20 protein-coding genes are annotated in these 25945 nt (G+C 36.2%); 13 read left to right on the forward strand and 7 right to left on the reverse strand.

Annotated elements, in window-relative coordinates; all coding sequences use genetic code 11:
* Positions 1-240 precede the first annotated feature (240 nt).
* The 5 genes from FLUTA_RS00485 to FLUTA_RS00505 all read left to right on the forward strand — a co-directional run bounded on the left by FLUTA_RS00485 (position 241) and on the right by FLUTA_RS00505 (position 7819).
* Positions 241-930 (forward strand): response regulator transcription factor, encoded by a 690-nt coding sequence (locus FLUTA_RS00485; RefSeq protein WP_013684882.1) that lies wholly within the window; start codon positions 241-243, stop codon positions 928-930.
* Positions 927-2282, forward strand: coding sequence for a HAMP domain-containing sensor histidine kinase (locus FLUTA_RS00490; RefSeq protein ID WP_013684883.1), 1356 nt, complete (start codon positions 927-929; stop codon positions 2280-2282). The genes FLUTA_RS00485 and FLUTA_RS00490 overlap by 4 nt, the downstream gene beginning before the upstream one ends.
* Before the next feature lie 69 nt (positions 2283-2351).
* Positions 2352-3602 (forward strand): TolC family protein, encoded by a 1251-nt coding sequence (locus FLUTA_RS00495; RefSeq protein ID WP_013684884.1) that lies wholly within the window; start codon positions 2352-2354, stop codon positions 3600-3602.
* A 1-nt stretch (position 3603) separates the two neighbouring features.
* On the forward strand, positions 3604-4701 hold the full coding sequence (locus FLUTA_RS00500) for an efflux RND transporter periplasmic adaptor subunit (protein WP_013684885.1): 1098 nt from the start codon (positions 3604-3606) through the stop codon (positions 4699-4701).
* 10 nt (positions 4702-4711) lie between these two features.
* Entirely contained in the window at positions 4712-7819 is a 3108-nt protein-coding gene (locus FLUTA_RS00505; protein ID WP_013684886.1) for an efflux RND transporter permease subunit, read from the forward strand.
* 180 nt (positions 7820-7999) lie between these two features.
* Here the strand turns inward: FLUTA_RS00505 and FLUTA_RS00510 are convergent, their stop codons facing one another.
* Together FLUTA_RS00510 and FLUTA_RS00515 are read right to left on the reverse strand one after the other, a co-directional pair.
* Complete coding sequence (locus FLUTA_RS00510; protein ID WP_013684887.1) at positions 8000-10837, reverse strand: T9SS C-terminal target domain-containing protein; 2838 nt, start codon at positions 10835-10837, stop codon at positions 8000-8002.
* Positions 10834-11121: a hypothetical protein gene (locus FLUTA_RS00515; RefSeq protein ID WP_013684888.1), complete on the reverse strand. Its 288-nt coding sequence runs from the start codon at positions 11119-11121 to the stop codon at positions 10834-10836. The genes FLUTA_RS00510 and FLUTA_RS00515 overlap by 4 nt, the downstream gene beginning before the upstream one ends.
* Before the next feature lie 273 nt (positions 11122-11394).
* On the opposite strand from FLUTA_RS00515, the gene FLUTA_RS00520 reads away from it, so the two are divergent.
* Complete coding sequence (locus tag FLUTA_RS00520; RefSeq protein WP_013684889.1) at positions 11395-12033, forward strand: class I SAM-dependent methyltransferase; 639 nt, start codon at positions 11395-11397, stop codon at positions 12031-12033.
* A 72-nt stretch (positions 12034-12105) separates the two neighbouring features.
* Here the strand turns inward: FLUTA_RS00520 and lysA are convergent, their stop codons facing one another.
* On the reverse strand, positions 12106-13347 hold the full coding sequence (lysA, locus tag FLUTA_RS00525; RefSeq protein WP_013684890.1) for a diaminopimelate decarboxylase: 1242 nt from the start codon (positions 13345-13347) through the stop codon (positions 12106-12108).
* Positions 13348-13490: 143 nt separating this feature from the next.
* Between lysA and FLUTA_RS00530 the strand changes: the two genes are divergently transcribed.
* Positions 13491-15212 carry a DUF4139 domain-containing protein gene (locus FLUTA_RS00530; protein WP_013684891.1) on the forward strand — a complete coding sequence of 574 codons (1722 nt, stop codon included), beginning with the start codon at positions 13491-13493 and terminating at the stop codon, positions 15210-15212.
* A gap of 141 nt (positions 15213-15353) precedes the next feature.
* Entirely contained in the window at positions 15354-16931 is a 1578-nt protein-coding gene (locus FLUTA_RS00535) for a lectin-like domain-containing protein (RefSeq protein WP_169312042.1), read from the forward strand.
* 343 nt (positions 16932-17274) lie between these two features.
* On the opposite strand, the gene FLUTA_RS20385 is transcribed toward FLUTA_RS00535, so the two are convergent.
* The 3 genes from FLUTA_RS20385 to FLUTA_RS00550 are packed head-to-tail and all read right to left on the reverse strand — an operon-like array spanning position 17275 to position 19820.
* Positions 17275-18267 (reverse strand): LacI family DNA-binding transcriptional regulator, encoded by a 993-nt coding sequence (locus FLUTA_RS20385; protein WP_013684893.1) that lies wholly within the window; start codon positions 18265-18267, stop codon positions 17275-17277.
* 10 nt (positions 18268-18277) lie between these two features.
* A complete protein-coding gene (locus FLUTA_RS00545) occupies positions 18278-19156 on the reverse strand; it encodes an NAD kinase (RefSeq protein WP_013684894.1) in 879 nt (292 codons plus the stop codon).
* A gap of 1 nt (position 19157) precedes the next feature.
* Complete coding sequence (locus FLUTA_RS00550; protein ID WP_013684895.1) at positions 19158-19820, reverse strand: CBS domain-containing protein; 663 nt, start codon at positions 19818-19820, stop codon at positions 19158-19160.
* A 345-nt stretch (positions 19821-20165) separates the two neighbouring features.
* Between FLUTA_RS00550 and FLUTA_RS20390 the strand changes: the two genes are divergently transcribed.
* The 5 genes from FLUTA_RS20390 (at position 20166) to FLUTA_RS21330 (ending at position 25172) form a co-directional block, all read left to right on the forward strand.
* On the forward strand, positions 20166-21344 hold the full coding sequence (locus tag FLUTA_RS20390; RefSeq protein WP_013684896.1) for a hypothetical protein: 1179 nt from the start codon (positions 20166-20168) through the stop codon (positions 21342-21344).
* 50 nt (positions 21345-21394) lie between these two features.
* Positions 21395-22093, forward strand: a complete 699-nt coding sequence (locus FLUTA_RS00560) for a hypothetical protein (RefSeq protein WP_013684897.1) — start codon at positions 21395-21397, stop codon at positions 22091-22093.
* A gap of 5 nt (positions 22094-22098) precedes the next feature.
* Positions 22099-24570 (forward strand): T9SS type A sorting domain-containing protein, encoded by a 2472-nt coding sequence (locus FLUTA_RS00565; protein ID WP_013684898.1) that lies wholly within the window; start codon positions 22099-22101, stop codon positions 24568-24570.
* A 100-nt stretch (positions 24571-24670) separates the two neighbouring features.
* Positions 24671-24955 (forward strand): hypothetical protein, encoded by a 285-nt coding sequence (locus tag FLUTA_RS21325; protein WP_013684899.1) that lies wholly within the window; start codon positions 24671-24673, stop codon positions 24953-24955.
* A 7-nt stretch (positions 24956-24962) separates the two neighbouring features.
* On the forward strand, positions 24963-25172 hold the full coding sequence (locus FLUTA_RS21330; protein ID WP_013684900.1) for a hypothetical protein: 210 nt from the start codon (positions 24963-24965) through the stop codon (positions 25170-25172).
* A gap of 27 nt (positions 25173-25199) precedes the next feature.
* Here the strand turns inward: FLUTA_RS21330 and FLUTA_RS00575 are convergent, their stop codons facing one another.
* Positions 25200-25895, reverse strand: coding sequence for a YdcF family protein (locus tag FLUTA_RS00575; RefSeq protein WP_013684901.1), 696 nt, complete (start codon positions 25893-25895; stop codon positions 25200-25202).
* Between the last annotated feature and the right edge of the window lie 50 nt (positions 25896-25945).

The following is a 25945-nucleotide window of genomic DNA, read 5'->3' on the forward strand; positions in this document are numbered from 1 at the left end:
ATTAATTATTTCCCACAAATGTGCAAATATCTGAGGCGCTTACCAGTCACCTCTTTGTCTAACAACAGTATATAATTATTGTTTTACATCTGTTTAAAAGCGAGTGAGGTAGCCGAGCTAATAATTTGTGCATTTGTGGGAAACATAAGTATGGGTAACGAATTGTGATGCATGCTCTCCCCGCCCGAAATTCGAAATTCGCAATTAAATTGATTAATTTGCAGAAAAAATAAATTCCCGGTGAAAAACATTTTACTCGTCGAAGATGACGCCATTTTGAGTCGAAATATCAGCGATGCCTTGCTTGAAGAGAATATGCAGGTTGAATTTGCGTATGATGGAAATATTGCCGAAAAGATGCTCAAGAAGACCAACTTCGACTGTGTGATACTGGATGTGAATTTACCTGGAAAGAACGGTTACAAAATCTGCAAGAACTTTCGCTCATACAATACCCAAACTCCAGTCATTATGCTCACCGCTTTTGACGAGTTGGAAGACAAAATACAAGGTTACGATTGTGGTGCAGATGATTATTTGACCAAACCATTCTACATGCGCGAACTATTGCTTCGAATTCAATCTTTACTAAAACGAAGTGAAAATTTGGGCAAAAATGAATTTGAAAACAACTTATTGGTAGCGGATGATATTGTAATCAACAATGCATCAAAAAAAGTGACCCGACAGGGAAAAGAAGTTCAATTAACACCAAGAGAATTTCAAATTTTACTCAAGCTGGTCGAATGCAAAGGTGAATTGGTTTCCAAGCAAGATTTAGTAAAAGAAATTTGGGGAAATATTGTCGATGCAAATACAAATACCATTGAAGTTTACATCAACTTCCTGAGAGGAAAACTGGATAAACCTTTTGGAAAACAAAGCATCAAAACGAAAATCGGCTACGGCTATTATTTTGATTCTGAATGAAGATTAGAAAAAAAATACTGCTTTACTTTTCCTTGATTATTCCAGCAATTATTGGGATTGCATTCATTGCAATTTATATTCTTTCGGCTGAAAATAGAGAAGAAAGCTTCCAAATGCGTCAGAAAGACAAAATTGCAACCACCTTGGAGATTTTATCCGACATCAAAGAAACAGATGAAGATATCATTGAAGCACTTGATCAAATTTCCATTAATGAATTATACAACGAGAAATTGCTTCTTTTCAATCAAGACAAAAAGCTCATTTACTCCAATATTGTAGACATTCCCGTACCTGTTTCCAAAAACATTCTCATTCAACTGAATCAGAAAACCAAATGGATTGAAACCAAAGATGGATTGTATGATGTGGTTGGAACCTACGTGGAACGAAAAGGGAAAATTTACTACGGAATCAGCAAAGCATATGACGATTTTGGCTATTCCAAATTGCGCTATTTGAAATACATTTTATTCTTGATATTTATCATTATCACGATTATCATTTTACTCGTTTCATTTTACATCGCGCGAAAAATTACTAATCCACTGGAAGATATCACAACGAAAATCAGCGGATACAACTTCACTTCAACCAATCTACAACCCATCGCATTTAAAGACACTCGAGATGAAATTGCTGTTTTAGCAACTGTTTTCAATGAGTTGATGAATCGCATGAATGACGCTTTTGCCTTTCAAAAACACGCTATTCATCATATTTCGCACGAATTAAAAACCCCCATTGCTATCCTGGTTTCCAACTTTGAACGCTTGGAAAAGGAAACAAACTTAGAAGAACTTAAATTGCTAATCCAAAATCAAAAAGAAGACACACTCAGTTTAAGCGAAATCATCAATTCCTTACTGGAAATTTCAAAAATTGAAACCAGCAACCAACTACTCACCGAAAAGTTCCGAATCGACGAATTAATTTTCGATGTTTCAGACAAATTGAAGAACGTTTACCCAGACTTCGTTTTTTCGGTCGATTACGAAGAACCAATACATGAAAACCACTTAGAGATCGTTGGAAACTCGAGACTCATTCAAGCTGCATTATCAAATCTGATGGAAAATTGCATTCATTACAGTTCCAATCGACATGCAAGTATTCGGATTCAAAGTGACCAACAACTAACCCTCATTTTTGAAAATGAAGGAGCGATTATCAATAAACAAGAAATCAGTTACTTGTTTCAACATTTCTTCCGTGGTGGAAACAGCAAAGGAAAAAGAGGCTTTGGCCTAGGTCTTGTTTTTGTGAATAAAATAATTGCAATTCACGGAGGAACAATCACTTACGAATCATTTTTTAAAAAGACCAATCGATTCAAAATCACCTTACCTTAAGCTAAATTTTACTGGCTTTAAGCTCTTTTTAAGCTCCTTCAAGGTTAATTTGTACTTAAAATAAAGTACATGAAACAATTAGCAGCATCGCTCTTTCTGATTCTTTTGGGTTCACTTAAGCTATTTGCGCAAGACACCATTCATCTCAGTATCCGGAAAGCGGATAGTCTCTTTCAGTCAAAAAATTATTACCTCCTCGCCGCCTCGATGAATATTGAAGCGCAAAGAGCGCAAATAATTCAGGCAAAAGTGTACCCAAATCCCATTTTCACTGCAGACATCAATGCGTATGACCCTGAAAACAATAAAGCATTTCATGTAGGAAGAACAGGGCAAAAGTTATTTCAATTGGAGCAACTGATTCTTCTTGGCGGCAAACGGAAATCGGAAATCGAAATCGCTAAAACCAATGCTGGAATTGCGGAACTAGAGTTTCAACAGCTGGTTCGTGAGTTAAAATTCAGATTACACAGCGATTTGTATACTATTGGACAACAAGATTTCTTGCTGAAAAAGTACAATAAGCAATTAAATTTCTTAGATACACTTTTAAAATCCTATGAAACACAGGCTCAAAAAGGGAATATTCCCTTGAAGGAAGTCGTCCGTTTGAGAGGTGCATACATACAGTTGAATAACGATCGTGCGGAACTTTACCAACAATACATTCAAACACAAACGGATTTACAGATTTTACTCCAATCCAATTCCATTATTTTACCGGATACTGCGGAATCAAACCTCAACCAATACTTGATTCCATCATCTGTGAGCGATATTCAAAGTACTGCATTGGAAAATCTTCCAGAATTGCTTGTAATCAAGCAAAACAAAGTACTTGCCGAGCAATACCTCAAGTATCAAAAAAGAATGGCGATTCCTGATATCAATGTATTTGCTGCATACGATCAACGAAGCGGTGCATTCAACAACCAAGTAAATGCTGGAATATCCATTCCACTTCCTGTATGGAATCGAAATCGCGGAAATATCAAAACATCTCAATTTCAATTGAAGGAAGCAGAATATACGCTGTTAGCAAAAGAAAACGAAATCATCAGCAGAATTAATAATAGCTATGCTTACTACGTTCAAACCGTTTCTGAATACCAAAAGTCGACCGAATTATACAACGATGATTTTGAAAAAACAGTGGACGGAATTAATCTCAATTTTCAAAAAAGAAATGTTTCAATCATTGAATTCATTGACTTCTTCGAATCTTACAACGATGTTTTATCGGAGTTAGTTCGGATAAAAACGCAATTGGTAATCTCTGCCGAACAAATCAATCTATTAACAGGAAAAGACATTTATTAAAATGAAAACAACTCGAAATAACATCCGCATCCATTTCGGAATTGCATGTTGCTCACTAATCCTAGGTGCTTGTAAAAGCAATGAACCAGAAATGGCTATCGAAACCTTCACAATGAGCGATTCCATGTTGAAAAAGTGTGCGTTTTATACAACAAGTAATGAAGTTGTAAAAAACAATATTCGCTTGTTTGGGAAAATTGAAGCTGATAACAACAAAATGGCTCAAATCTATCCAATCTTAAGTGGGGTTGTAACTTCCATTCATGTAGGACTTGGAGATTATGTGAAGCAAGGACAAATCATGGCAAGAATTCAGAGTGTCGAAATTGCAGGTTTTCAAAAAGAATATTTGGATGCAACAAATGATGTAATCACTGCTGAAAAGAATTTACAAGTAGCAAAAGATTTATTCTCTGGAAAATTAAACTCTGAAAGAGATATTGCAATGGCAACCAAGGAATTGGAAATGGCAAAAGCGGAATTAAAACGCATCAAAGAAATCTACAAAATTTACAATTTAAAATCAGGTTCTAGTTACAATATTGTAGCTCCAATGAGTGGATTTGTCATTACGAAAACAATCTTCCAAAACGAACAATTGCGTTCTACCGATGCTGAAGCGCTCTTTACAATTGCAGAAACAAAGGAAATTTGGGCTGTTGCCAATGTAAATGAAATCGATATCAGTAAAATCAAAGAAGGATACGATGTAACGGTTCAAACATTGGCTTTCCCAGATCATCCTTACGAAGCAAAAATTCAGAAAATCTACAATGTAATCGATGCACAAACAAAATCGATGAAAATCAGAATTTCAATACCAAATGAAGATTTCAAGTTGAAACCTGAGATGAACTGCACAGTGGATGTGCATTATTCAGAAAATAAGCAATTGATTTCCATTCCTTCTTCATCAATCATTTTCGACAAGAACAAATATTGGGTGATGGTATTTAAGAACAAACACGACATCGAAACCAGAGAAGTTGAAGTTTACCGAGAATTGGGAAAAACTTCTTATATCCAAACTGGACTCAAACCAGGAGAGAAAATTATTTCAGACAATGGTTTATTGATTTACGATGCCTTAAACGATTAATACAGGGAACATGAACAATTTCATAAAAAATATCCTCTCATTCTCCCTGAAGAACAAGTTTTTCACGTTTTTCTGGGTAGGCTTACTAGTCGTTGCTGGAATAATTAGCTACATCCGAATTCCTATTGAAGCATTTCCAGATGTAACAAACACGCAAATCATTATCGTTTCTGAATGGAATGGACGAAGTGCTGAAGAAGTAGAACGATTTGTGACTACCCCTGTAGAAATTGCAATGAACAGTGTTCAGAAAAAAGCAAATGTGCGTAGTGTTACCATGTTTGGACTTTCTGTTATCAAAGTTATTTTCGAAGATGATGTAGAGGATTTTTTCGCGCGACAACAAGTCAATAATCTCTTGAAAAACGTACAACTTCCAGAAGGTGTTGATGCAGACGTTCAACCACCTTATGGACCAACGGGAGAAATTTTCAGGTACATTCTTACAGGAAAAGACCGTGACTCACGCGATTTACTAACCATCCAAAACTGGACAATTGACAGAGAATTGAGAAGTGTGGCAGGTGTGGCAGATGTTGTGGCATTTGGAGGACAAGAGAAAATCTATGAAATCTCCGTGGATCCCGTTAAACTACAACAATACAACCTCACTCCATTAGAACTCTACGATGCAGTTAGTAAGTCTAACCTAAATGTGGGTGGTGATGTTATCGAAAAAAATGGTCAGGCTTATGTCGTTCGTGGAATTGGACTTTTGGACAATAAATCGGACATTGAAAATACCATTGTAGACATTTTCAATGGAAATCCGCTTTTGGTAAAAAATGTAGCAACTGTTCAAGAATCGAGTGCTCCACGAGTAGGTCAAGTTGGAATTGGCAAAAACAACGATGCTGTAGAAGGAATTGTTGTGATGCGAAAAGGTGAAAACCCGAGTGAAGTTTTGGCGCGTGTAAAAGAGAAAATCGAAGAACTCAACACTTCCACTTTGCCTTCCGATGTAAAAATGGAGACCTTCTATGATCGAGATAACCTCATGAGTTATTGTACAGAGACAGTGATGCACAACTTGTTGGAAGGGATTGTCTTGGTAACTGTCGTGGTATTTGTCTTCATGGCAGATTGGAGGACAACAGTTGTCGTTGCTGTCGTCATTCCACTTTCCTTGATGTTTGCATTTTTCATGCTTTATCTCAAAGGAATGAGTGCAAACCTCATCTCATTGGGAGCAATAGACTTTGGAATCATCATTGATGGTGCTGTCGTCATGGTTGAGGGGATTTTTGTAGCACTAGACCACAAAGCCAAGCAAGTTGGAACAGAGCGCTTCAATAAACTGGCAAAAATGGGATTAATTCGCTCAACTGGAGTTCAAATGGGTAAAGCCATTTTCTTCTCCAAATTAATTATCATTTCGGCATTGCTTCCAATTTTCGCTTTTGAAAAAGTAGAAGGGAAAATGTTCTCCCCTTTGGCTTGGACACTTGGTTTCGCGCTACTTGGAGCATTAATTTTCACCTTAACCCTCGTTCCAGTAATGAGCTCTCTCCTACTCAACAAAAATGTAAAGGAGAAAGAAAATTTCATCACTCGATTTGTCAACAAAACAATCGACAGAGGGTTCAAATGGACATTCAAACGCAAAAAGCTCACGCTTCTCATTGCTATAACTTGTTTTGGTCTTACTGTTGTTTCCACAAAATGGTTAGGAACGGAATTTTTACCTCCTTTAAATGAAGGAGCGCTTTGGGTTACTGCTGAATTACCAATGAGTACTTCTTTAACTGAAAGTGTCAAAATCACGAATGAATTGCGCGAAAAGTTAAAGAACTTTCCAGAAGTAAAAGCCGTTCTTTCTCAAACAGGTCGAAGTAACGATGGAACAGATCCAAATGGATTCTACTTCGTTCAATTTCAGGTTGATTTACAGCCAAAATCAGAATGGAAACGAAAAATAACCATGGATGGAATTGTGGATGAAATGGATCGTAGCCTCAGTGTTTACCAAGGAATTACATTCAATTACTCACAACCAATTATTGATAATGTGGCAGAAGCTGCTGCTGGTATCAAAGCATCCAATGCCATCAAAATTTATGGTGACAACTTAGAAAAATTGGATGAATATGCCAATCAAGTAATTGCACAAATCAAAGATGTTCCAGGAATCAAAGATGTGGGAATTCTCCGAAATGTGGGGCAACCAGAAATGAGCGTTGTTTTGGACGAAGAAAAAATGGCTATTTATGGAGTAACCAAAGCCGAAGCACAAGCTGTGATTGAAATGGCGATCGGTGGAAAAACTGCCACACAGAAATACGAAGGAGAAAAGAAATTTGACATTCGCATTCGTTATGACAAAGATTTTCGTAAAAATGAAGAAGACATCTTGATGTTAATGATTCCTACTATTACGGGAAATCGTATTCCACTAAAAGAAGTTGCTACCGTGAAAGAAATCACAGGCCCAGCATTCATTTACCGCGACAATACGAAACGTTTTATCGGTGTGAAATTCTCGGTCCGTGAACGCGATTTAGGAAGTACCATTGCTGAGGCTCAAGCCAACGTAACGAAGAACATCAAACTTCCTTCTGGATATAAACTAGGCTGGACAGGTGAATTTGAAAATCAAGTTCGCGCAAGTGAGCGATTGGGACAAGTCGTTCCAATTAGTTTGGTTTTGATCTTCATCTTACTGTTTATCATGTTCAACAATGCCAAAGATGCAGGATATGTCCTAATTAATGTTCCTTTCGCATTAATTGGCGGTATTCTAGCACTTCATATTACTGGAATGAATTTTGGAATTTCGGCTGGAGTTGGATTCATTGCCTTATTCGGAATCTGTGTGCAGAATGGTGTAATTCTAATCTCAGAATTTCACAAACAAGCAAAATCCCTCGATGATTTAGGAATGGCAATTATTAATGCCGTAAAAGTGAGAACAAGACCCGTAATTATGACAGCTATGATGGCAGCGATTGGTTTATTGCCTGCGGCATTAAGCAGCGGAATTGGTTCTGAAAGTCAAAAACCTTTGGCAATTGTAATTATTGGTGGATTGGTTACTGCAACAGTCTTTACACTTTTAGTATTTCCAATTATTTACTACAAAGCATTGCATGTAAGAGAAAGGAAGAGTCAGCGTAGCTGATGAAGACTGAGTGTAGTCAGCTAAAGATGACTCAAACAAAAGTAAATAAGGAAACGTTCAAAAAACTGGGTGGTGGCTGGTAGTTTCTAATAATAAAAAATCCCCGATTCACGAAATGTGAACTCGGGGATTTTTTATTATGGGCCATGGCGGATATCTTATCGAAAGCAGTGCTTTCTCTTATTTCAAAATGGTAATATGACCATTGAGATCAATACGGTAATCTTTTGTTTTCTTCTTAATCACGATTTTCCAAGTGTAAGTTCCTTCCTTACAAAGCTCTCCGTTGTAAGTTCCATCCCATCCAAACTCCGTATCCTTTGTTTCAAACAGAACTTCTCCCCAGCGATTAAAAATAAGCATGGTATAAGACTGCTTGTCAAATGCATCATTAAAAATCGGTTTAAAAACATTATTGTACTCATCTCCATCAGGAGTGAATGTATTTGGAATATAATAGGTTAAATCATCTTGAATTTCAACAGTTACTTTTGCAGAGTCAATACAAGGACCTGAAGCTGCATATAAAACAATCGTATAAGATCCAGCTGTTTCTGGGTATGTATGACTTGGACTAAATGCGGTACTTGTAGATCCGTCTCCAAAATCCCAAGTATAAGTTAATGCATCAGTAGATGTATTCGTTGTATTAACCGTAGGGAAATCAATTGTAAGAATTGTTGGTGTTGCGGTAAAACTTGCATCTGGCTGTGAGAAAATGGTAATCATATCACTTTGCAGTACAGAATTTGTACAACCATTCAGATCAGTCACAGTTAATCCAACATCAAAAGTACCCGCATTGGTGTAGTTCTGACTAACAGTACCACATACATTTTGGGAACCAAACCCTTCGAAAGTCCAAGTGCAATTCACTGCATTTGTAACATTACTAGAAAAAGTAATATTCTGAGGATTACATCCTGAAATTACATCGCTACTAATCGAAATCGCAGGTAAATCGTTGATTGTAACGAGCACATTATCTGTTGAAGAACAAGATCCCGCATTCGTAATAGTCAATACATAATTCGTTACTCTTGGAGCACTAATATCAACTGTTGGGTTTGCAATTGTTGCATCACTTAATCCAACTGTTGGCGACCAAGAATAGGTATTTCCTGCAACTGGCGGTTGACCTATTTGGTTTCCACTTAAAGCATTTACACAGATATTCACATCAGTTCCAGCATTTGCTATTGGCGGAGATAAGACAGAAATTGTAAATGTTCCATTCGTTCCAACACATCCACTAAGAGAAGGAGTAATCGTAATGGTAGCAGTATTTGCGCTTGATCCTGGATTTACACCTGTAAATGAGGCAATATCTCCCGTTCCATTTGCTGCCAATCCAATCGAAGGATTGCTATTCGTCCATGTGAAAGTTGCTCCTGTTGGATTCGAAACAAAAGCAGGAACTGAAACTGTAGCTCCAGAACAAACACTAATCGAAGTAACAGCATCAACAGTTGGAGGTGCTGAAATAATTACTGTAGCTGACCCTGTTACAGGCGAACTACATCCAGTTGGCGGATTCATTTGCACACTTACCAAAGAATATGTTGTCGTTGTTGTTGGTGTAACAGGCAAACTAGCATTTCCAGCAGCATCCAATAAAATAGTTTGATTGGGTCCGCCACCTACTTGATAAGTAACTGTTGCATTCGGAGTTCCAGCAAATGTAATTGTTGCATTCAATCCACTACAAATTGTAGTACTTCCAGCAATTGTAGCTGTAGGTAAGGAAATAACCGTTATTACTTGTGTTATCGTACATCCTCCAGAATTCATATAGGTAATTGTTGTAGTACCAACTGAAACGGCCGTTACAACTCCTGAACTTGAAACAGTTGCAACAGCTGTATTGGAAGAAACCCAAGCCGTAGAAGCATGAGGCGTTCCAGAACCTGTTAATGATGTCGTTCCACCTATACAAATACTTGAAATCGGTGCGTTAATTGTTGGAGTAGGATTTACAACCAAAGTAGTCGTTGAAGTACACGGAACTCCCGCAACTGTTGCAGTTACAGTGTAAGTATACGAACCCGCTGTTGTTGGAACGGGAACCGAGGTAGGATTTTGAACATTTGACGTAAATCCGTTGGGACCCACCCAGTTCCAAGTTGCTCCAGCCACATTCGTTGCAGTTAAGTTGAATGTTGGAGCCCCTTCACAAACATCTCCACTATTTCCAGCAGAAACTGTACATCCTCCACAAGAATTGACAGTAATTGATGCCGTTGCCATCGTTGCTGATGGACACATCGGATTTCCACCGGAGGAATTTACTGTATAGGTATATGTTCCTGGAGTTGATGGAGGAGTTGCGGTTACAACTGCTCCTGTTGTTCCACTCAAATTTGGTGAAGCATTCCAGTTGTATGTTCCATTCCCTCCAGTTGCTGTCAAAGTAACTGATTGTCCTGCACAAATAGTAGAAGTTACTGGTGTAACATCTACTGGAATAGAAATCCCTGAAGATGAACTTGCTGCAAAAGTATAGTCACAAACATCTCCTGCAAAACCATCAATCAAAATGTAATACGTATTTCCAGGAGTAAGTCCCGTTGCAGAAACCGTTTGTGCACTTGCTGATGGAGTTAATTGATCACAATAATAAGAAGTAATATTTCCTCCACAAGCTCCAGAAAATATCATGATTTGAATTCCGTCTCCATAAGTTGAATTATAAACCCAAACGTCAATAGAAACACTAGAGGATGAAGCAACAAAGGATAAATAAGAATCGTTTTCTAAAGATCCACAAAAGGCACCAATCAATCCAGTACCTGGGCATGAACTCAAACCTAAAAATCCACATCCAAAAGGTGCTCCCGCAGATCCCCAAGCATCTGGAGTATATGAAGAAGAAGTATTCCCACAATATCCATTCAACTCACAGATGGGTGTTGCAGTTGCACATGTATTTCCAGCAGCAGGGTTTGATCCACAAGGCGGTTGTCCATATCCTGATATACTTACCAAAATAAAGATAAAAAGGTAGATTAGCTTTTTCATTTGGTGATTTTTAGACGTTCCTCGATATAGATCAAAACCTGTTTATTCAAATAGGAAGGTTGCGTTCTATTTCGATAAATGAATGATTCTCTCATTTTTTTAAGATCGAAATAAGAAAGCAAATCAATTTGCTCGTAAATCAAGCGTAGGGAATCTTCTACAGTTAAAGTATCTGAAGGGATTTGTTGCTCATAAAGAGAATGTTGCGTAGTTCTATACGAACATGCATAAGTAGTAGTTGCACCAATAACCGCAGTTATCGTTGCTAGTAGTAATAGTCTCATAAAATGAATTGTTTTACAAATTCTATATCTAGAACGCAATTATGAAGAAGAGGTTGCTAAAAAAAACAGTAAAAACAAGGGATTCACTAAATGAGATTTAACTGTTATTTATTTAACATTTAATTAATTTTTAAACCATCTCATTGCTTAAACCATATTAAAACGTGACTTCCAGCGAATATTTAGAGTGATTTTTGTGCAAAAGAACTCTGTTTACTCGTTTTATTTCATTTTTAGTACTGGAAAATAATTATATTTCGTTCTATTTTTTCGATGAACAACGATAACAATATACAAGCAGTATCTCTATTTAACAAACTGGCAGATTCTTACCAAGAGCGGTTTTTATCCGTGGAAGCCTATTCAGAAAGTTTTGAGGTTTTGTTATCATTACTGAACCAAAACAGTACTGTTTTAGATGTTGCTTGCGGACCTGGAAATATCTCTAAATTCTTGCTAAATAAACGAATTGATTTGCAAATTCTAGGAATTGATTTAGCTCCAAATATGATCCAATGGGCAAAAAAAAATAATCCAACTGCGCAATTTAAAGTTCATAATGCGCTTCAATTGGAGTTAATTCCAGATACTTTTGATGCAATCGTAATAGGCTTTCTATTTCCTTATTTATCAATAAGTCAAGTGAAAGAATGTATTTCGAAAGCCCGTAAATTAATAAATACAGAGGGAATTATCTACATCAGTACCATGGAAGATCGCTATGAAAACTCTCGTTTTCGTTCATCTAGTACAGGCGAACAATTGCTCATGCATTATTACGAAGCTTCCGATTTAATTGAGATACTGGAAATGAATGAATTCAAGGTCGTTTTTGAAAAAAGACAGGCTTACTCCATCAATGAAACTGAAAGCGATACCGATTTAATGTTGATAGCCCAGAAATTAAGCTGAAACAATCTAATTACTCTTCAAAGAGTCAGATATCGTACTGACTCTTGAACAGCAAATCAATAAATAACAGAGTTATTCATCTTCATGTATTTGTGTAGCAGCAGTTGTACTTTTAGATAAATCAATCTCGTTTCTAATAATATCCTCCAAACTCTCTCTTTCTCGAATTAAAAAAGCATTTCCATCTCTTACATAAACCTCAGCAGGTCTCAATCGGGAATTATATTGATTACTCATACTAAATCCATAAGCTCCAGTATTGTAAATAGCTAAACTGTCGCCAACCTTCGCTTCAGAAATTGGTCGATCATATCCAAAAGTGTCCGTTTCACAGATATAGCCTACAACCGAATACAATTTTTTATGTCCTTTAGGATTCGAAATATTCTCAATTCGGTGATAAGCGTTGTAAAACATAGGACGGATTAAATGATTTTGACCGCTGTTTACTCCTAAAAAAACAGTAGATGTTGTTTGCTTCACCACATTTACAGAAACTAATAATACACCGCTTTCACTTACAAGAAACTTTCCTGGCTCAAACCACAATTCCAGCTCTCTTCCATATTCTTTGCAAAAGTTCTTAAAGGATTCACCTATTTTCAGTCCAATTTCTTCAATGGGAGTAACGAAATCACCTTCTTTATAGGCTACTTTAAATCCGGAACCAAAATCCATGAATTCCAATTCAGGAAAATGAGTAGCTGCCTCATACAATAAATCAGCACCTTGTAAAAACACATCTGCATCCACAATATCACTGCCCGTATGCATGTGTAAACCAACGATATGGAGCTTGTAATGATCAACAATTCGTTGAATATGACGCAATTGATGAATTGAAATTCCAAATTTGGAATCGATATGGCCAACTGAAATATTGGCGTGTCCACCAGCCATAATGTGTGGATTCAATCGAATACAGACTGGCACAAGCGAACCGAAAACCATCCCAAAATGCTCTAAAACACTCAAATTATCTATATTGATTATGACCCCAAGTGCCACCGCTTCCTCTATTTCAGAAAAAGCAACTCCATTTGGAGTATACATAATTTCAGAAGCTTCAAAACCCGCTCTTAACCCTAAATGAACCTCTTCAATTGAAACTGCATCTAAACCAGCACCTTGATTCTTAAGCGTTTTCAATACATTGATATTACTCAAAGCTTTCATTGCATAGTGCAATTTCACTTCCTGAGATCCAAATGCATTTTTTAAACGGTTGTATTGCGAAATAATTTTTGCTTCGTCATACACATAAACTGGGGTTCCAAATTTACTTGCTACAGATTCTAAGAGTTTTGAGTTCATTTTATTGTTACTTTTCAAAGTGCAAAATTAAAAACAAATATTTATTTCACAAAATATTTATTTTAACACAAATTGTTTTAAATAAAACATTCAGGTAAGTGAACGAATACTTCACTTATCTGTATTACGCTAAAACCAATTCTATGAAAAAACAGATTTTAAACCTACTCTTGGTTCTAACACCAATGTTCAACTTTGCTCAAAACATCCATGAACAAGTTTTAAAGACTGAAATTAAGCGAGTAAAACTATTCCTTACTGCGGGAGAAATGACCCATGAAACGCCCGTGAAATTGGTGAAAGGGAGAAACAAAATTATCTTTTCAGGAATTTCTGCTTTTGCAGATCCTAGAACCATTCAATTTACTGGATCAGGAAATTTCAGACTCGTTTCAATTTCTACAGAGATGGATTTTTTAGCTGCAGAACAATGGAATCCAAGAATAAAAACATTAGCTGATTCCTTGGAACAATTAAAAGACCGTTATCAATTGAATGTAGATTTATTGAGTTCTTATCAGGCTGAACTTGGAATTTTGAATACGAATAAGGATTTAAAGGGCCAAAACACCTTGACAATCGACCAAATAAAAGCTGCGGGAGAATATTACCGAACACGAACTTTCGAAATAAATAAAACGATTACCAAAATCAAAAAAGAACAAGAAGTATTGTCCATTAAAATAAATGAGGCTCGTTTTCAATTAACAGAACTAAATTATACCGAAAATCAACGCAGTAACCAAGTGATTGTCCTGATTGATGTTGATAACAACACGGATATTTCAGGAGTTTTGAAGTATTTGGTTTCTGATTGTGGTTGGGCAGCAACTTATGATCTGTCAGCTAGCGATTTAAATCAACCCATTAATTTGAAATACAAAGCACAAGTATACAATAACACGGGAAACGATTGGAAGAATGTTGGATTGACATTAAGCACTTCAGATCCACTTTTGAGCGCAGCTTCTCCTATTTTGAACCCTTTCTATTTGCGAGCTGGAGAACAAGCTGATTATACAAAGAAATCAAACTTCCAACCTATTCAGCAAAAAACAGAATTGCGCAATGATGTGATGAATGAAATTAACATGGCCAACCAACGTGCTTATGATAATTATGTACTGGATCAAAAAGCTTCAGATGTGTTTTCATCTGATAGAGCTGGATTTAAAAACGAAGGAAAAAAGGTTAGCACCGTTGCCATGAAGCAAATTGAAATTTCTGATTTGAATGTGGAATTTCTTATCCCTCATCCTTTCTCATGCCCTACGGATGCTAAACCATATATCGTAGAAATCAAAGAAATTAACATGCCAGCTACTTTTACACATGTTTCCATTCCAAAACTCGATCAAGGTTCATTCTTATTGGCAAATATTGTTGGCTGGCAAGATTTGGATTTAATTCCTGGACCAACAAACGTTTATTTTGCTGGAAATTATGTTGGAGTAAGTGAAATAAACACCAACAATGTAGATGATACTTTAAGTTTGTCTTTTGGGCGTGATTCTAAAATTCAAGTTTTACGCAAACTGAAATCGGAAATGAGTACAAAGAAAATTTCTGGAAGCACGAAAAAAGATACGTATTTCTACGATATACAAGTTCGAAATAACCGAACTGTTCCAGTAAAAATCAATGTATTTGACCAAATTCCGCTTTCCACTTCAAGTGAAATTACCGTTACTGTAGAAACCGTGGGAACTGGTAAGAAAAATGATTTAACAGGAGAAGTATCCTATATGGTTACGTTGCAACCTGGAGAAAGTGTCAACTTAGAATTGGGTTATTCTGTGAAATATCCAAAAAATGCAAAAATTAGCACCCGAACTTATAGGACGATAAGCTGTCCTAGTTTTTAGTCAGAAAAGCATCCACATAACGGATGCTTTTTTTTGCAACCAATTAATCAACATAACTAAATGCTAAATATTTAGTAAATTAATTGTTAAAAAATTTGGAAATAACTATAACGTTTTAGTATGTTTGAGCAAACTTTGGTTATGAAGCAAGCTATCTTACTACTACTTTTTAGTGGTTTACTGGTAATTCCCGTTTACGCATGCACAGGAGGAACAGCATCAGGAACTCTGACTCCAACTGCAGCATATCAGACTGTATCTACTCAAAATGGAAGGTATTACACAATTAATGTCGTAAAATGTAATCAATATGAATTTACGTTTTGTGCTGGTGGTGGTGCTTCAGGAATGGACTCAGAGCTGACACTATTAGATGCAACAGGAGCTACGCAAATTGTATATGCTGATGATGTTTGTGGCTCAAATGCATCTATAAACTGGACTGCAGCATTCACTGGAACAATCCGTATTTTAATTACAAGATATAGTTGTAATACAGACCTTACATCTACAATGACCCTTGCTTACAAAATGGTAGCTAATACAGGAGATTACTGTTTGAGTGGGAATGCAAGTTACCAAACTATTGGTGGGCAAAGCTGTATTCAATTGACACCTGAAACGAATGATCAAACAGGTTGCGCTTGGAATAGTTCAGTGATTGATTTCAATCAAGGCTTCAATCTTACATTGAATTATTACTTTGGAAACAATATTAATGGTGCTGATGGTACAACCTTTACATTCCAACCCAATCCAACTGGTTGTGGAACTGCTGGAGGTCAACTAGGCGCTGGTGGTATTCCAAATTCATTAATCATCGAGTTCGATACGTATGACAACGATAATCCAGCACATGTCTTTGATTTGTTAGCAGATCATATTTCCATAGAAACAGATGGCAATCTCGTAGGTCCTGCAGCCCCCTATTGTGGACCGACACCAGCATTTGCTTCTTCGGCTAACCTAGATGATGGAGCAGTTCATACCATTATGATTTCTTGGGATCCAGTAACCCACAACCTCAAAGTTTCTGTCGATGGCAATCTGAGATTAACTTGCAATGGTGATTTTGTCAATACTGTATTTGGCGGTGATAACACGGTTTATTGGGGAGCAACAGCCGCAACTGGCGGATTAAACAATCAACAATACTTTTGCCCTTCAACGGTTGTACTTCCAGTTGAATTAAGCATTTTCAAAACGAGCTGTGATGGGAAAAATAATCGTCTTTTCTGGAGATCAGAAACAGAATCTCGTTTAGATCACTACATTCTGGAGTATACTTTTGATGGCCATGTATTTTATCCACTTCAAACGATTACTGCCAGCGGAAACTCTGAAGTTCCAATTGAATACAATTATGTAGATCAACAAGAATGGCATCAACAAATCTATTATAGATTGACTTCTGTGGACTTAGATGGAACAATGGAATCCAGCGATTTGATTTCTGCGTTTAACTGTAAAGTTGATTCAAAAAAACTGATTACATCTATCCATTCAGAAGATGGAAAAATCACTATTCATTTTACGGATAACCTCGTTTTATATCAAGTAATTGATTTGAACGGAAAGCCATTAACCAGAATTTTAGAGAATGAAAAACTTGCAGAAAACGAACTTCTTAACTCATTCTCACAAGGTATCTATCTCTTAAAAGCTTGGAATAAAGACGGGACTTCCTCGGAAACACATCGCTTTTTTGTTACACATTAAATTCATTCATCGTGTTATTATTAAGTATTCAACCCTTTTTTTTTAACACTTGACGAATAAATTAAATCAACTAGTAAATTAATTTGGAATATGCGCAATCCTGCGATATATTTGTCGAAGAAGAAATTCTAACACACCCATTACCGATACAGAACCGCAGAGATTGTCTGCGGTTTTTTTGTGACTCACTTCGAACTGTATCAACCTTTTTAATTCGGAAAAGATATTTTAAAAATCATACATGTATATCATATCCTCCCCCTTAATCCCCTCGAAAGGGGAAAACAATGCCACTTCTCATTCTAAATAAATTCGGAACTCGTAATTCAGCATTCGTAATTATTTAATGTGATCCTCTTTCGATAAACGAACATTCCATCATTAAATGTTTGCGGTTTTCAGTAGACTCTTTTAAACGCTCCATCACTCGTTCAACCGTTTCCCTACCTATTCCATCAACTGGTTGACTTAACGCAGTAACTGGAGGTGCAAAATAAGAAAAGGCTTCGGAATCATCGAATGAAATAATACGAACATTATTCGGAATTTCTACTTTCAAAAAGTTTAAGGCTTTGATTGCATGTAAAGCCACTTTATTATTCAAAGCAACAAAAGAATCCACTCCATCAGCAATCATCTGTTTCATCTTCGCAACGCTTTCTTTCTCATCTTCCGTTAGCATCGCTAATTCAAATGGAATTTTCTGACGTTCACAAGCCGACTTAGCACCATCAATTCGCAATTGAATGGTCATCACATCCGATCTTTTAGGATGTAAAATCCCTACCTTTTTGGGTGATTTAGAAAATTTACGAATCAACATCGTTGCTTCCATGTAATTATCAACTCCCACAAAATCGGCAAATTCATCCCCAATTCGATCGACCCACACCACTGGAATTGGAGTTTCATCCAAAACAGGTTTTAAAGCAGGTATTTCATTGCATGGAGCAATAATCAAAGCATCTACCGAACGTAAAATTAAATCGCGGATCAATTTCAATTCCATCGTTGCATCATCGTTTGTAGAAACAATGAATAAACTATATCCTTTTTCATAAAGCGATTCTTGAATGGCTTTACTCAATTCTGAATAAAATGGATTCGAAATATCTGCCAGCACCAAACCAATGGTCTGCGTTTTACCCTCTCTCAAACCTTTCGCAAAATAGTTCGGAACATAATTGAGCTCCTTCGCTTTTTCAAGAATCAGTTTTTGAGTAGCTTCACTAATATTGAACTGCTTTCCTTTGCCATTCAACACAAATGATACAGTAGATTTTGAAACATTTAAACTTTCGGCAATATCCGCAAGTGATGTCCTTTTTGATTTCATTCCTATTCCGTTAGTTTCTTTGGTCTTTTCCCCAAGACATTTTGTTGCGGATTGTATCCAAGAAATTAGTGTCCTCTAATTTAATCACATTAATCATATATTCTGCTTTCCGTATCAAAACTTCTTCATTCTGCTTGATACTCTTCGCATTTCCATCCAACGAAATCAAGTAATTGCGTTCCCGTCCCTCGATACTCAATCGAATTGGCATATTGTCTGGAACAACAACTGGTCTAACATTCAAATTATGTGGAGCAATGGGTGTAATGATATGAACTTGGCAACCTGGAGTAACAATTGGTCCACCACAGCTTAGATTATAAGCCGTAGAACCTGTTGGTGTTGCAACAATCAAACCATCTGCCCAATACGAATTCAAATATTTATCTTCTAAAAACGTATTAACCGTAATCATGGAAGAAGTATCTTTTTTCAATAAAGTGACTTCATTCATCGCAACGTTATCTGGCCCATAAATACTGCGTTCTGTTTCTACACGCAACAAAGAGCGTTTTTGATAATCATATCTTTTCTGGCGAACCAACTCCAATGCCTCTTCAAATTGCAAATCGCTGATATTTGCCAAGAATCCTAATCTTCCTGTATTAATTCCCAAAATAGGAACTCCTGAATTGCGAATAAATGAAACTGTTCTTAGAAATGTTCCATCGCCACCAATACTAAAAGCTAAATCAATTCCATTGTGAAAATCTTCATGGCGTGTAAACACATCTGCATCTAAACACATACCCGCTTTTTTCACCAATTGTTCTTTCAATTCTTTTTCAAGAACTAACTTCCATCCAAACCGATGAATCATTTCAGCAAAGCGCACAAAGACTGGAATCGTTGCTTTGGTAACCTTCTTGCTGTAAAGTGCTACTCGCATCTTAGATATTTAAGTAATTCATCAAAGCATCGTATCGGAACTGCATGTCGTCTTGATCTGTTGATCGTTGGAAACTAGCTTTCACCACCATATCATAACGCTCAAATGAACGGATAATTCGAGACAAATCGACTTCAGAAATTTTCAACGTAACTTCGATTTTTGTGCTATCTGTTGAAGTCATGATAAATGAAGAAAGAATTTTTGCATTATCACCTTCTACAATTTGAGCAATTTGAGCCAATGAATAATCCACACGATTCATTTCAAGAACCACAATTCCTCCAACTTCTTTGATACTTGCCGTATTTGCAACCAAGGTCATTAGCTGGTGAACACTCGTGCAACCTAAATATTGTTCGCTACTATCCAAAACAGGTAGCACGGAAATACGGTGCTCTGCCATTTTTGCCAATACTTCGTATATGTGTGCATTTTCGAAAACATAAGGTCTTGGAAGATGATCAAATAGAACATCCAAGGACATTTCAAGGTCTTTTTTATCCAAAATATCACTCTCAGAAATTAAACCCACAAAGTTGCCGTTTTTCAATACTGGAAGATGAGAAACTTTAAATTCCTCCATCCAAATCAATGCCTTCTCCCCTGTGTCTGTATGCATTAACGGGGGAATCTCGTCTGTAATTACTTCTCTTGCTGTCATGTTATGTGCCAAAGTAGTAAAAATGACGCTATAATCTGAAAACTTTGTGAAAAATTAATCTTGAAAGAAGGCTTAAATAACAGGAAGAACTTTGCGATTTTAGTGATAGATTTCGAGCAAAGTTCACAAGAGAGTACGAGCATCATGCAAGTGCTAATCTAATAACGATTCCAATTAAAAAAAATGAAAAACAGATTAATTAGTTGAATTTAATTGCAAAATGTTAAATTTTGAATAATTATACATTTCATTTAAAAATAGTTTTACATTAGCCCAAATTATTATTCTACTATTTATGAAAACCACAAATTTCACCCCCCCCACATTTTTCTAAAAAGCCTACTATTGCTAGGATTTAGTGTGATTTCAGCAACTTCATTTTCTCAAACAAATTCCTTTCCCGCATCTGGAAATGTTGGAATAGGAACGGGAGCTTCGTCGCCAAATGGTGCTAAACTAACAGTCAATGGCTCTGCTCGTATTGATTCCATGTTAGTTGTAAAGGATTCCGTAAGAATCAATAAAAATTTACGGGTAGATCAAGATGTACGCTTTTTAGGCGAAACAAAGATGAATAATGTAAAAGTAACCGATGAATTTGTTGTAAACGGCTTGTCAAAATTAAACGGAGATATCAAATTTCCGAATGTTCCTTTAGCAAATAACTACAATGAATTGAACTTTTTACTCATGAATCAAAATGGGATGCTTAAAAAAGGTTCTGGAGATGAATTTGTAAATGCATTGAAAATCTTGATGTATTCTGCTCCAAATCCGATAACTCCTATAAATATTTGTCTGGACAATCCGTATACTCCTACTTGGGGGAATGGAATCAATAAATTATTTGTTGAGTGTCCTGATGTGAACGTGGGCGTTGGGACTAGCACACCAAGCCATCAATTAACAGTCACAAAGACCTCAAAATTTGGAGAACACATGTGGTTGGAGAAGTCGGTTTCTATTGGTGCAAATGTTACTTCTGGCTCAAAAATTTATGTGAAAAATTCCAATTCAAATGCTGCAATCCACATCAATAACGTTGGAAATACGATTAACTATCAAAAATTGTTGTTCCTTGAATACGATCATACCAATACTGAGATAATTAAAGTTCAAAATACCGCATTAAACTACCCCGCTTTTTTATTGAATGCAAATGGAGAAATGAGAATTCATAACGGGACAATGGAAACATTTCGAATTGAATCAAATGGGATGATCAGAGCTAGAAAAGTAAAAGTAGATAGCGAAACTTGGCCTGATTATGTATTCGAAAAGGATTACCAATTATTACCTTTAAACGAACTGGAAATGTTCTTACTAAAAAACAAACATTTGCCATCAGTTCCATCAGAAAAACAAATAAAAGAAGAAGGTATTGACGTTTCAGAAATGAATGTAAAAATGATGGAAAAAATTGAAGAATTGACTTTGTATTTGATTCAACAAAACAAAGTGTTGGAGAAACAAAGTAAAGAACTAGAGGTATTGAAAGCAGAAATAGAGCGTTTGAAAAACTAACCTTTTATTTTGATAAATTCTTTAGAAATTAGGTTTTATATAATACATCTATGAAAAAATATATCGTACTACTTTGTTGCTCTATATCTTTTTTAGGACTTGCTCAAAATAGATATTCAAGCGAAAGGTTAGATAATAATTTGTCGTACTCTACCAATTACTGTGAGTTGATTGATTCCATTCGTGAGGGTAAAGAAAGGGTAAAGCCTAAAAAACAAGTAAATTATGGTTTTTCAATCAATCAATCGTTAACTCGCTATGGGCTTCCCACAGCCATTTTATTCACGCTTCATTATAAAAAACACCAATTCGATTTGGGACCTCAATTTCGCTTAGGGAAGTCAATAAATAATAGACAAAAGAATATTGGTGTTGAGTTCAATTATCGCTATTACATAACAGGAGATACATCTTGGTTTAGTTCTTATGTATTGTTTAATGCTGATTATTTCTTCGAATATTCAAAACCTGATAGATATGGAATTTATTATTCTAACAATCCAGCATTGAACGACCAAGTTTCTATTAGCTCAACCTCATTCAAGAGTTTAGCATTAAACACGGGATATGGGATAAAATTCAATATGGTTAGGGGCTTTTATCTTGGTTCTCATGCAGGAATAGGTACTTGCATTTCTATAGAGGAACATAAAATCTCATTGGTTAATGTCGATTGGAACAGCACTTGGAAAAGAAGAGAAACTTATCTAGGTTTTATAGCTTCAGTTTTTATCGGGTATAAATTTTAAAACTTATGAAAAAACATATTATAACAATCACCTTTTTGGTGGCATTATTATGCCATTCGCAAAATCTAGTTCCGAATGGGAATTTTGAAGCAGGTTCTTACGATGGAGGTTCAGAACCAATTGAATTCTATTCAGGAACATATACAGGAAATTGGTGGTCAGATTTAACAAGCTCATCAACCCATCACCGATTCGACAACAGTATGCAAGGAACATGGTATGTCGCAAAGGCCGATAAAACTTATAACGGAAAGCGCAGAGATTCTCCAGATTGGATTGATCCAAATATTTGGTATAATACAGAACATGGCGGAAATTGTACTGAGACAAGATACGTGAGATCCGCCTATCCAACTGAATCTATAATGGTGAAAATGGCAGATGGTCATAAATTAGTAAAAGGTCAAACATATACATTTAAAATTAAAGCAAGAGGAGGAAAAGGAACAGAATTTCCATCCCATCAATTTAGATTGGCTTTTACAGCAGATCCTGAGGGTTTATATTGCCTTAATAAGAAAAAATGGTATGTAAAAGAATTTTACGTTGAGAACTCCTGTGACTGGCATTATTTTGAACATACCTTTACAGTTCCAGATAATGACGACAAAAAGTATGAAGACATGGGGTGGTTAGTACTTAATGTTAATTATTATCGTGATGGGAGTAATGAACCAAATGATTACGGAGCCGTTTTCAATTTTGATGACGTAGTTCTTACTATTGAGCCTAAATGCATTGATACACGGTATATTCAAGACAGGGTATATGCGCAGGGGGAGCATAAGATAGAACAAGCCAATGTTGAAATCAGGGCTGGTGCGCATGTAAGTCCTTATTCTTGGCAGTCTCAGTTTCCTGTGGTATTAAAACCCACATCAATGGTAATATATAGAGCCCCCACTGTGTATTTGGAACCGGGTTTCTTTATTGAGGAAGACGGCAGTTATTTTGAAACACAAGTTGGAACGTGTGTGGAAGATCCGTGTCCAGGTGTTCCAAATTTCACCCCGCCTCCAATTGCTCAATGCACTGGATCATTCACTTTGGGAAATGATTTCCTTGAAACACCAGGCGTGTTTTATGTTTGGGAGCCAGCTAATTATTTTTCAGCACCGTGGAGTCGGGTTACTAATGTAACAAGACCACCTAATGACGATGGTTGTGTGGATGCCAAACTTACGATTTGGACCATTTGTGGTGCTATTCAAGTTCATAATTTTAAACTTCAATTCATTGATGCAGCACCTACGATTGATATAGCGAATGTAACAATGAGTCAAACGGGTATATCAGGATATATAAACTTGCAAAATACTTCTGAGTACACTATCCAAGGGATAAACACCGTAACAGGAGCTATCGTTTTTGAAGATGAATATGAATGGGACTGTCAAAACGGATCACAACACATACCATTTTCTGTGAATCATTGTACGGGGAATCTTTGTCAGAATTTGGAAATTAAAATAACAGCTTCGAATCCTTGTTTTGGAAGTGTATCTGAATCGTTACAATGGCAAGCACCGAACGTTCCTGACTATGATCTACAGGTAAGTAATCTAGTATCAAATGATTTTGAATTTCATTTTGACTGGACAATACCAACTACCTATGAATATGTGAAGGTTCAAGTATGGAACGAAGCTAAAACTGAGAAAATTTGTGAATGGAACTATAATCGATGTTCAAACCCAATTAATTTGAATAATCCATATCATTTTGATATCCGAAATTGTTTAGGGGATGGTTGTTTCTCGCAGTGCGAAAACTATAAAATCCTTTTGGAGACAAAACAATATTGTAATGCATTAGTTTCACATAAAGAAATTTCTTGGAATAAATCAAGTACTACATTTGCAATGCCAGTAAATTATCCCAATATCATTACCGCAAATAATGACGGGGTAAATGATGTCTTATGTTTTGAACCAACTGGGGCTGATTCATATCACATTTATGTTAATAATCGATGGGGAACTCCAGAGTATGAAGATGAAGGATGCGTTGATGAATTGCCAATTTGTGTATGGGTTCCCTCAAGTAATTTAGATGATGCAAATTATTTTTATACCATTCAATTTAGTAACCAATGTGGCTATGCTGATGAACATACTGCAATAATATTGGTAATTATGGGAATACCTCAAAATAATCAACCACAGGAAGCTCAAAATTCAGGATTATCCATAGTTATGGATGAAATTGTTACCGTGCCGAAAGTTAGTAAAGACAATATCAGTTTAAGTTGGAGTGTCAATGCATATCCAAACCCAGCAGAGGATATGGTATTTATTCAATCATCAGAAGAAATAACCAGAATTACTCTTCGTGATGTCTTAGGAAAAGAAATTTTATCAAAAAAAATAAATGATATGAATACTTCTATTTCGATTTCAAATTATGCTTCAGGCTATTATATATTGGATGTAAATAGTCAAGCTGGAGTTAAATCTATCAATCTTATTAAGCGGTAAACAATTCCTTTTCTTTGAGCAATTATTCCAGCGGAACATATTATATTCGTATTTATTCAGGATCTGTTTATGTTGCACGAAAAGTAATAAAATTGTAAGTATGGATTCCAACAAAAAATACGCTTTACTCATCCCAATCATTGTTGGGATGAGTATCTCTTTTGCCTTTACAAAGAAGAAAGTACCAAACCAACCTACAGTACCCGAACCTACAAAATGGGAAAAGATAGCTGGTCATTACAAAGTCTTTGATACAACAGGCATATATTTGTATGAAATGGATTTGGTTCATATACACAATAACACTAACAACAGGGATTCTATCCGATGGGAACATTTCCGATGGGGAATTTACTTTTACCGCACAACAAGTAGAATTTTCTAATATACCAATGTATTTACGAATCGGAGGAGGCGATACCTTGTTCGACACTAATACCAAACGTTGGAAGATTAGTAGCGGAATTAATAATTATTATAACAACTGGTATAATGATACCATTCCATTGCGTTTCACAAAAACCAATATCAATTATTGGATAGAAGACATGATGCCATACTATTCGTGTGATTGCAAACAGATTGCAGTGAAACAGCATTGAAATGTCATTCAGTGGTATTTCTTTCTATTATTCCATTCGATCACTGTATTTTTTACGCAAGTGTTTTGTTTTCAAATCTTCTTCTTTCCAGCGAATATGTTGTCCGAAAGTACCTCTCAAACGCTGCCACTTGGATTGGCGATCTACAATTGAAACAAAATTAGCACGTTTGGCAGAACTCGGATCTATCCTTGGTTCGCTTAAATCTTGTTTCAGCAAAGTATCTTTGATAATTGGCAAAAGATCTACTGGAAGATCAAACTTTTTAATAAACTTTCGCATTCCGTTCAACTGGAAAGGATCGGTGGCAAGTGCAATTTTTTGAAAACCATTTTTCTTGGCAACACGGTAAGAATAATAAATATTTTCTGTTGTATGCTCTGCTCTTGGATCCGTGAAAATATGTTCTTTTGGAATTCCCAATGCTTCACCATACAAAGCCATAACGGCTGCTTCTTCGTATTCTGTATAAACCGAAGAACCTGAATAAATGATATTTTTTGTAACTCCTTTTCGATACAAATACGCTCCCCACTGAACACGCATTTTCATGGTTTCACTCCAATGCTTTCCGTCAAATGGAACTCCAGGAACAATAATCGCATCATACGGGGCTTTTTTGAGTGATTTTTGATTGGTTTTAAGTGGAGATGGAGAAAAAATTCCACAAGCACTTAACACCATGACTAACAGACTCAAGAAACTAAATTTTACTATTCTCATACTTCAATGATACGGTTTTAGAACCATTATTTTGCTTGTCGATTGTTAAA

This window comes from Fluviicola taffensis DSM 16823 (assembly GCF_000194605.1).
Classification (GTDB): Bacteria; Bacteroidota; Bacteroidia; order Flavobacteriales_D; family Crocinitomicaceae; genus Fluviicola; species Fluviicola taffensis.

Bases quoted from the DNA above. Each gene is read 5' to 3' on its own strand.
- FLUTA_RS00490 (WP_013684883.1), top strand. From the start codon at position 927: ATGAAGATTAGAAAAAAAATACTGCTTTACTTTTCCTTGATTATTCCA.
- FLUTA_RS00495 (WP_013684884.1), top strand. From the start codon at position 2,352: ATGAAACAATTAGCAGCATCGCTCTTTCTGATTCTTTTGGGTTCACTT.
- FLUTA_RS00500 (WP_013684885.1), top strand. From the start codon at position 3,604: ATGAAAACAACTCGAAATAACATCCGCATCCATTTCGGAATTGCATGT.
- FLUTA_RS00505 (WP_013684886.1), top strand. From the start codon at position 4,712: ATGAACAATTTCATAAAAAATATCCTCTCATTCTCCCTGAAGAACAAG.
- FLUTA_RS00510 (WP_013684887.1), bottom strand. From the start codon at position 10,837: ATGAAAAAGCTAATCTACCTTTTTATCTTTATTTTGGTAAGTATATCA.
- FLUTA_RS00515 (WP_013684888.1), bottom strand. From the start codon at position 11,121: ATGAGACTATTACTACTAGCAACGATAACTGCGGTTATTGGTGCAACT.
- FLUTA_RS00520 (WP_013684889.1), top strand. From the start codon at position 11,395: ATGAACAACGATAACAATATACAAGCAGTATCTCTATTTAACAAACTG.
- lysA (WP_013684890.1), bottom strand. From the start codon at position 13,347: ATGAACTCAAAACTCTTAGAATCTGTAGCAAGTAAATTTGGAACCCCA.
- FLUTA_RS00530 (WP_013684891.1), top strand. From the start codon at position 13,491: ATGAAAAAACAGATTTTAAACCTACTCTTGGTTCTAACACCAATGTTC.
- FLUTA_RS00535 (WP_169312042.1), top strand. From the start codon at position 15,354: ATGAAGCAAGCTATCTTACTACTACTTTTTAGTGGTTTACTGGTAATT.
- FLUTA_RS20385 (WP_013684893.1), bottom strand. From the start codon at position 18,267: ATGAAATCAAAAAGGACATCACTTGCGGATATTGCCGAAAGTTTAAAT.
- FLUTA_RS00545 (WP_013684894.1), bottom strand. From the start codon at position 19,156: ATGCGAGTAGCACTTTACAGCAAGAAGGTTACCAAAGCAACGATTCCA.
- FLUTA_RS00550 (WP_013684895.1), bottom strand. From the start codon at position 19,820: ATGACAGCAAGAGAAGTAATTACAGACGAGATTCCCCCGTTAATGCAT.
- FLUTA_RS00560 (WP_013684897.1), top strand. From the start codon at position 21,395: ATGAAAAAATATATCGTACTACTTTGTTGCTCTATATCTTTTTTAGGA.
- FLUTA_RS00565 (WP_013684898.1), top strand. From the start codon at position 22,099: ATGAAAAAACATATTATAACAATCACCTTTTTGGTGGCATTATTATGC.
- FLUTA_RS21325 (WP_013684899.1), top strand. From the start codon at position 24,671: ATGGATTCCAACAAAAAATACGCTTTACTCATCCCAATCATTGTTGGG.
- FLUTA_RS21330 (WP_013684900.1), top strand. From the start codon at position 24,963: ATGTATTTACGAATCGGAGGAGGCGATACCTTGTTCGACACTAATACC.
- FLUTA_RS00575 (WP_013684901.1), bottom strand. From the start codon at position 25,895: ATGAGAATAGTAAAATTTAGTTTCTTGAGTCTGTTAGTCATGGTGTTA.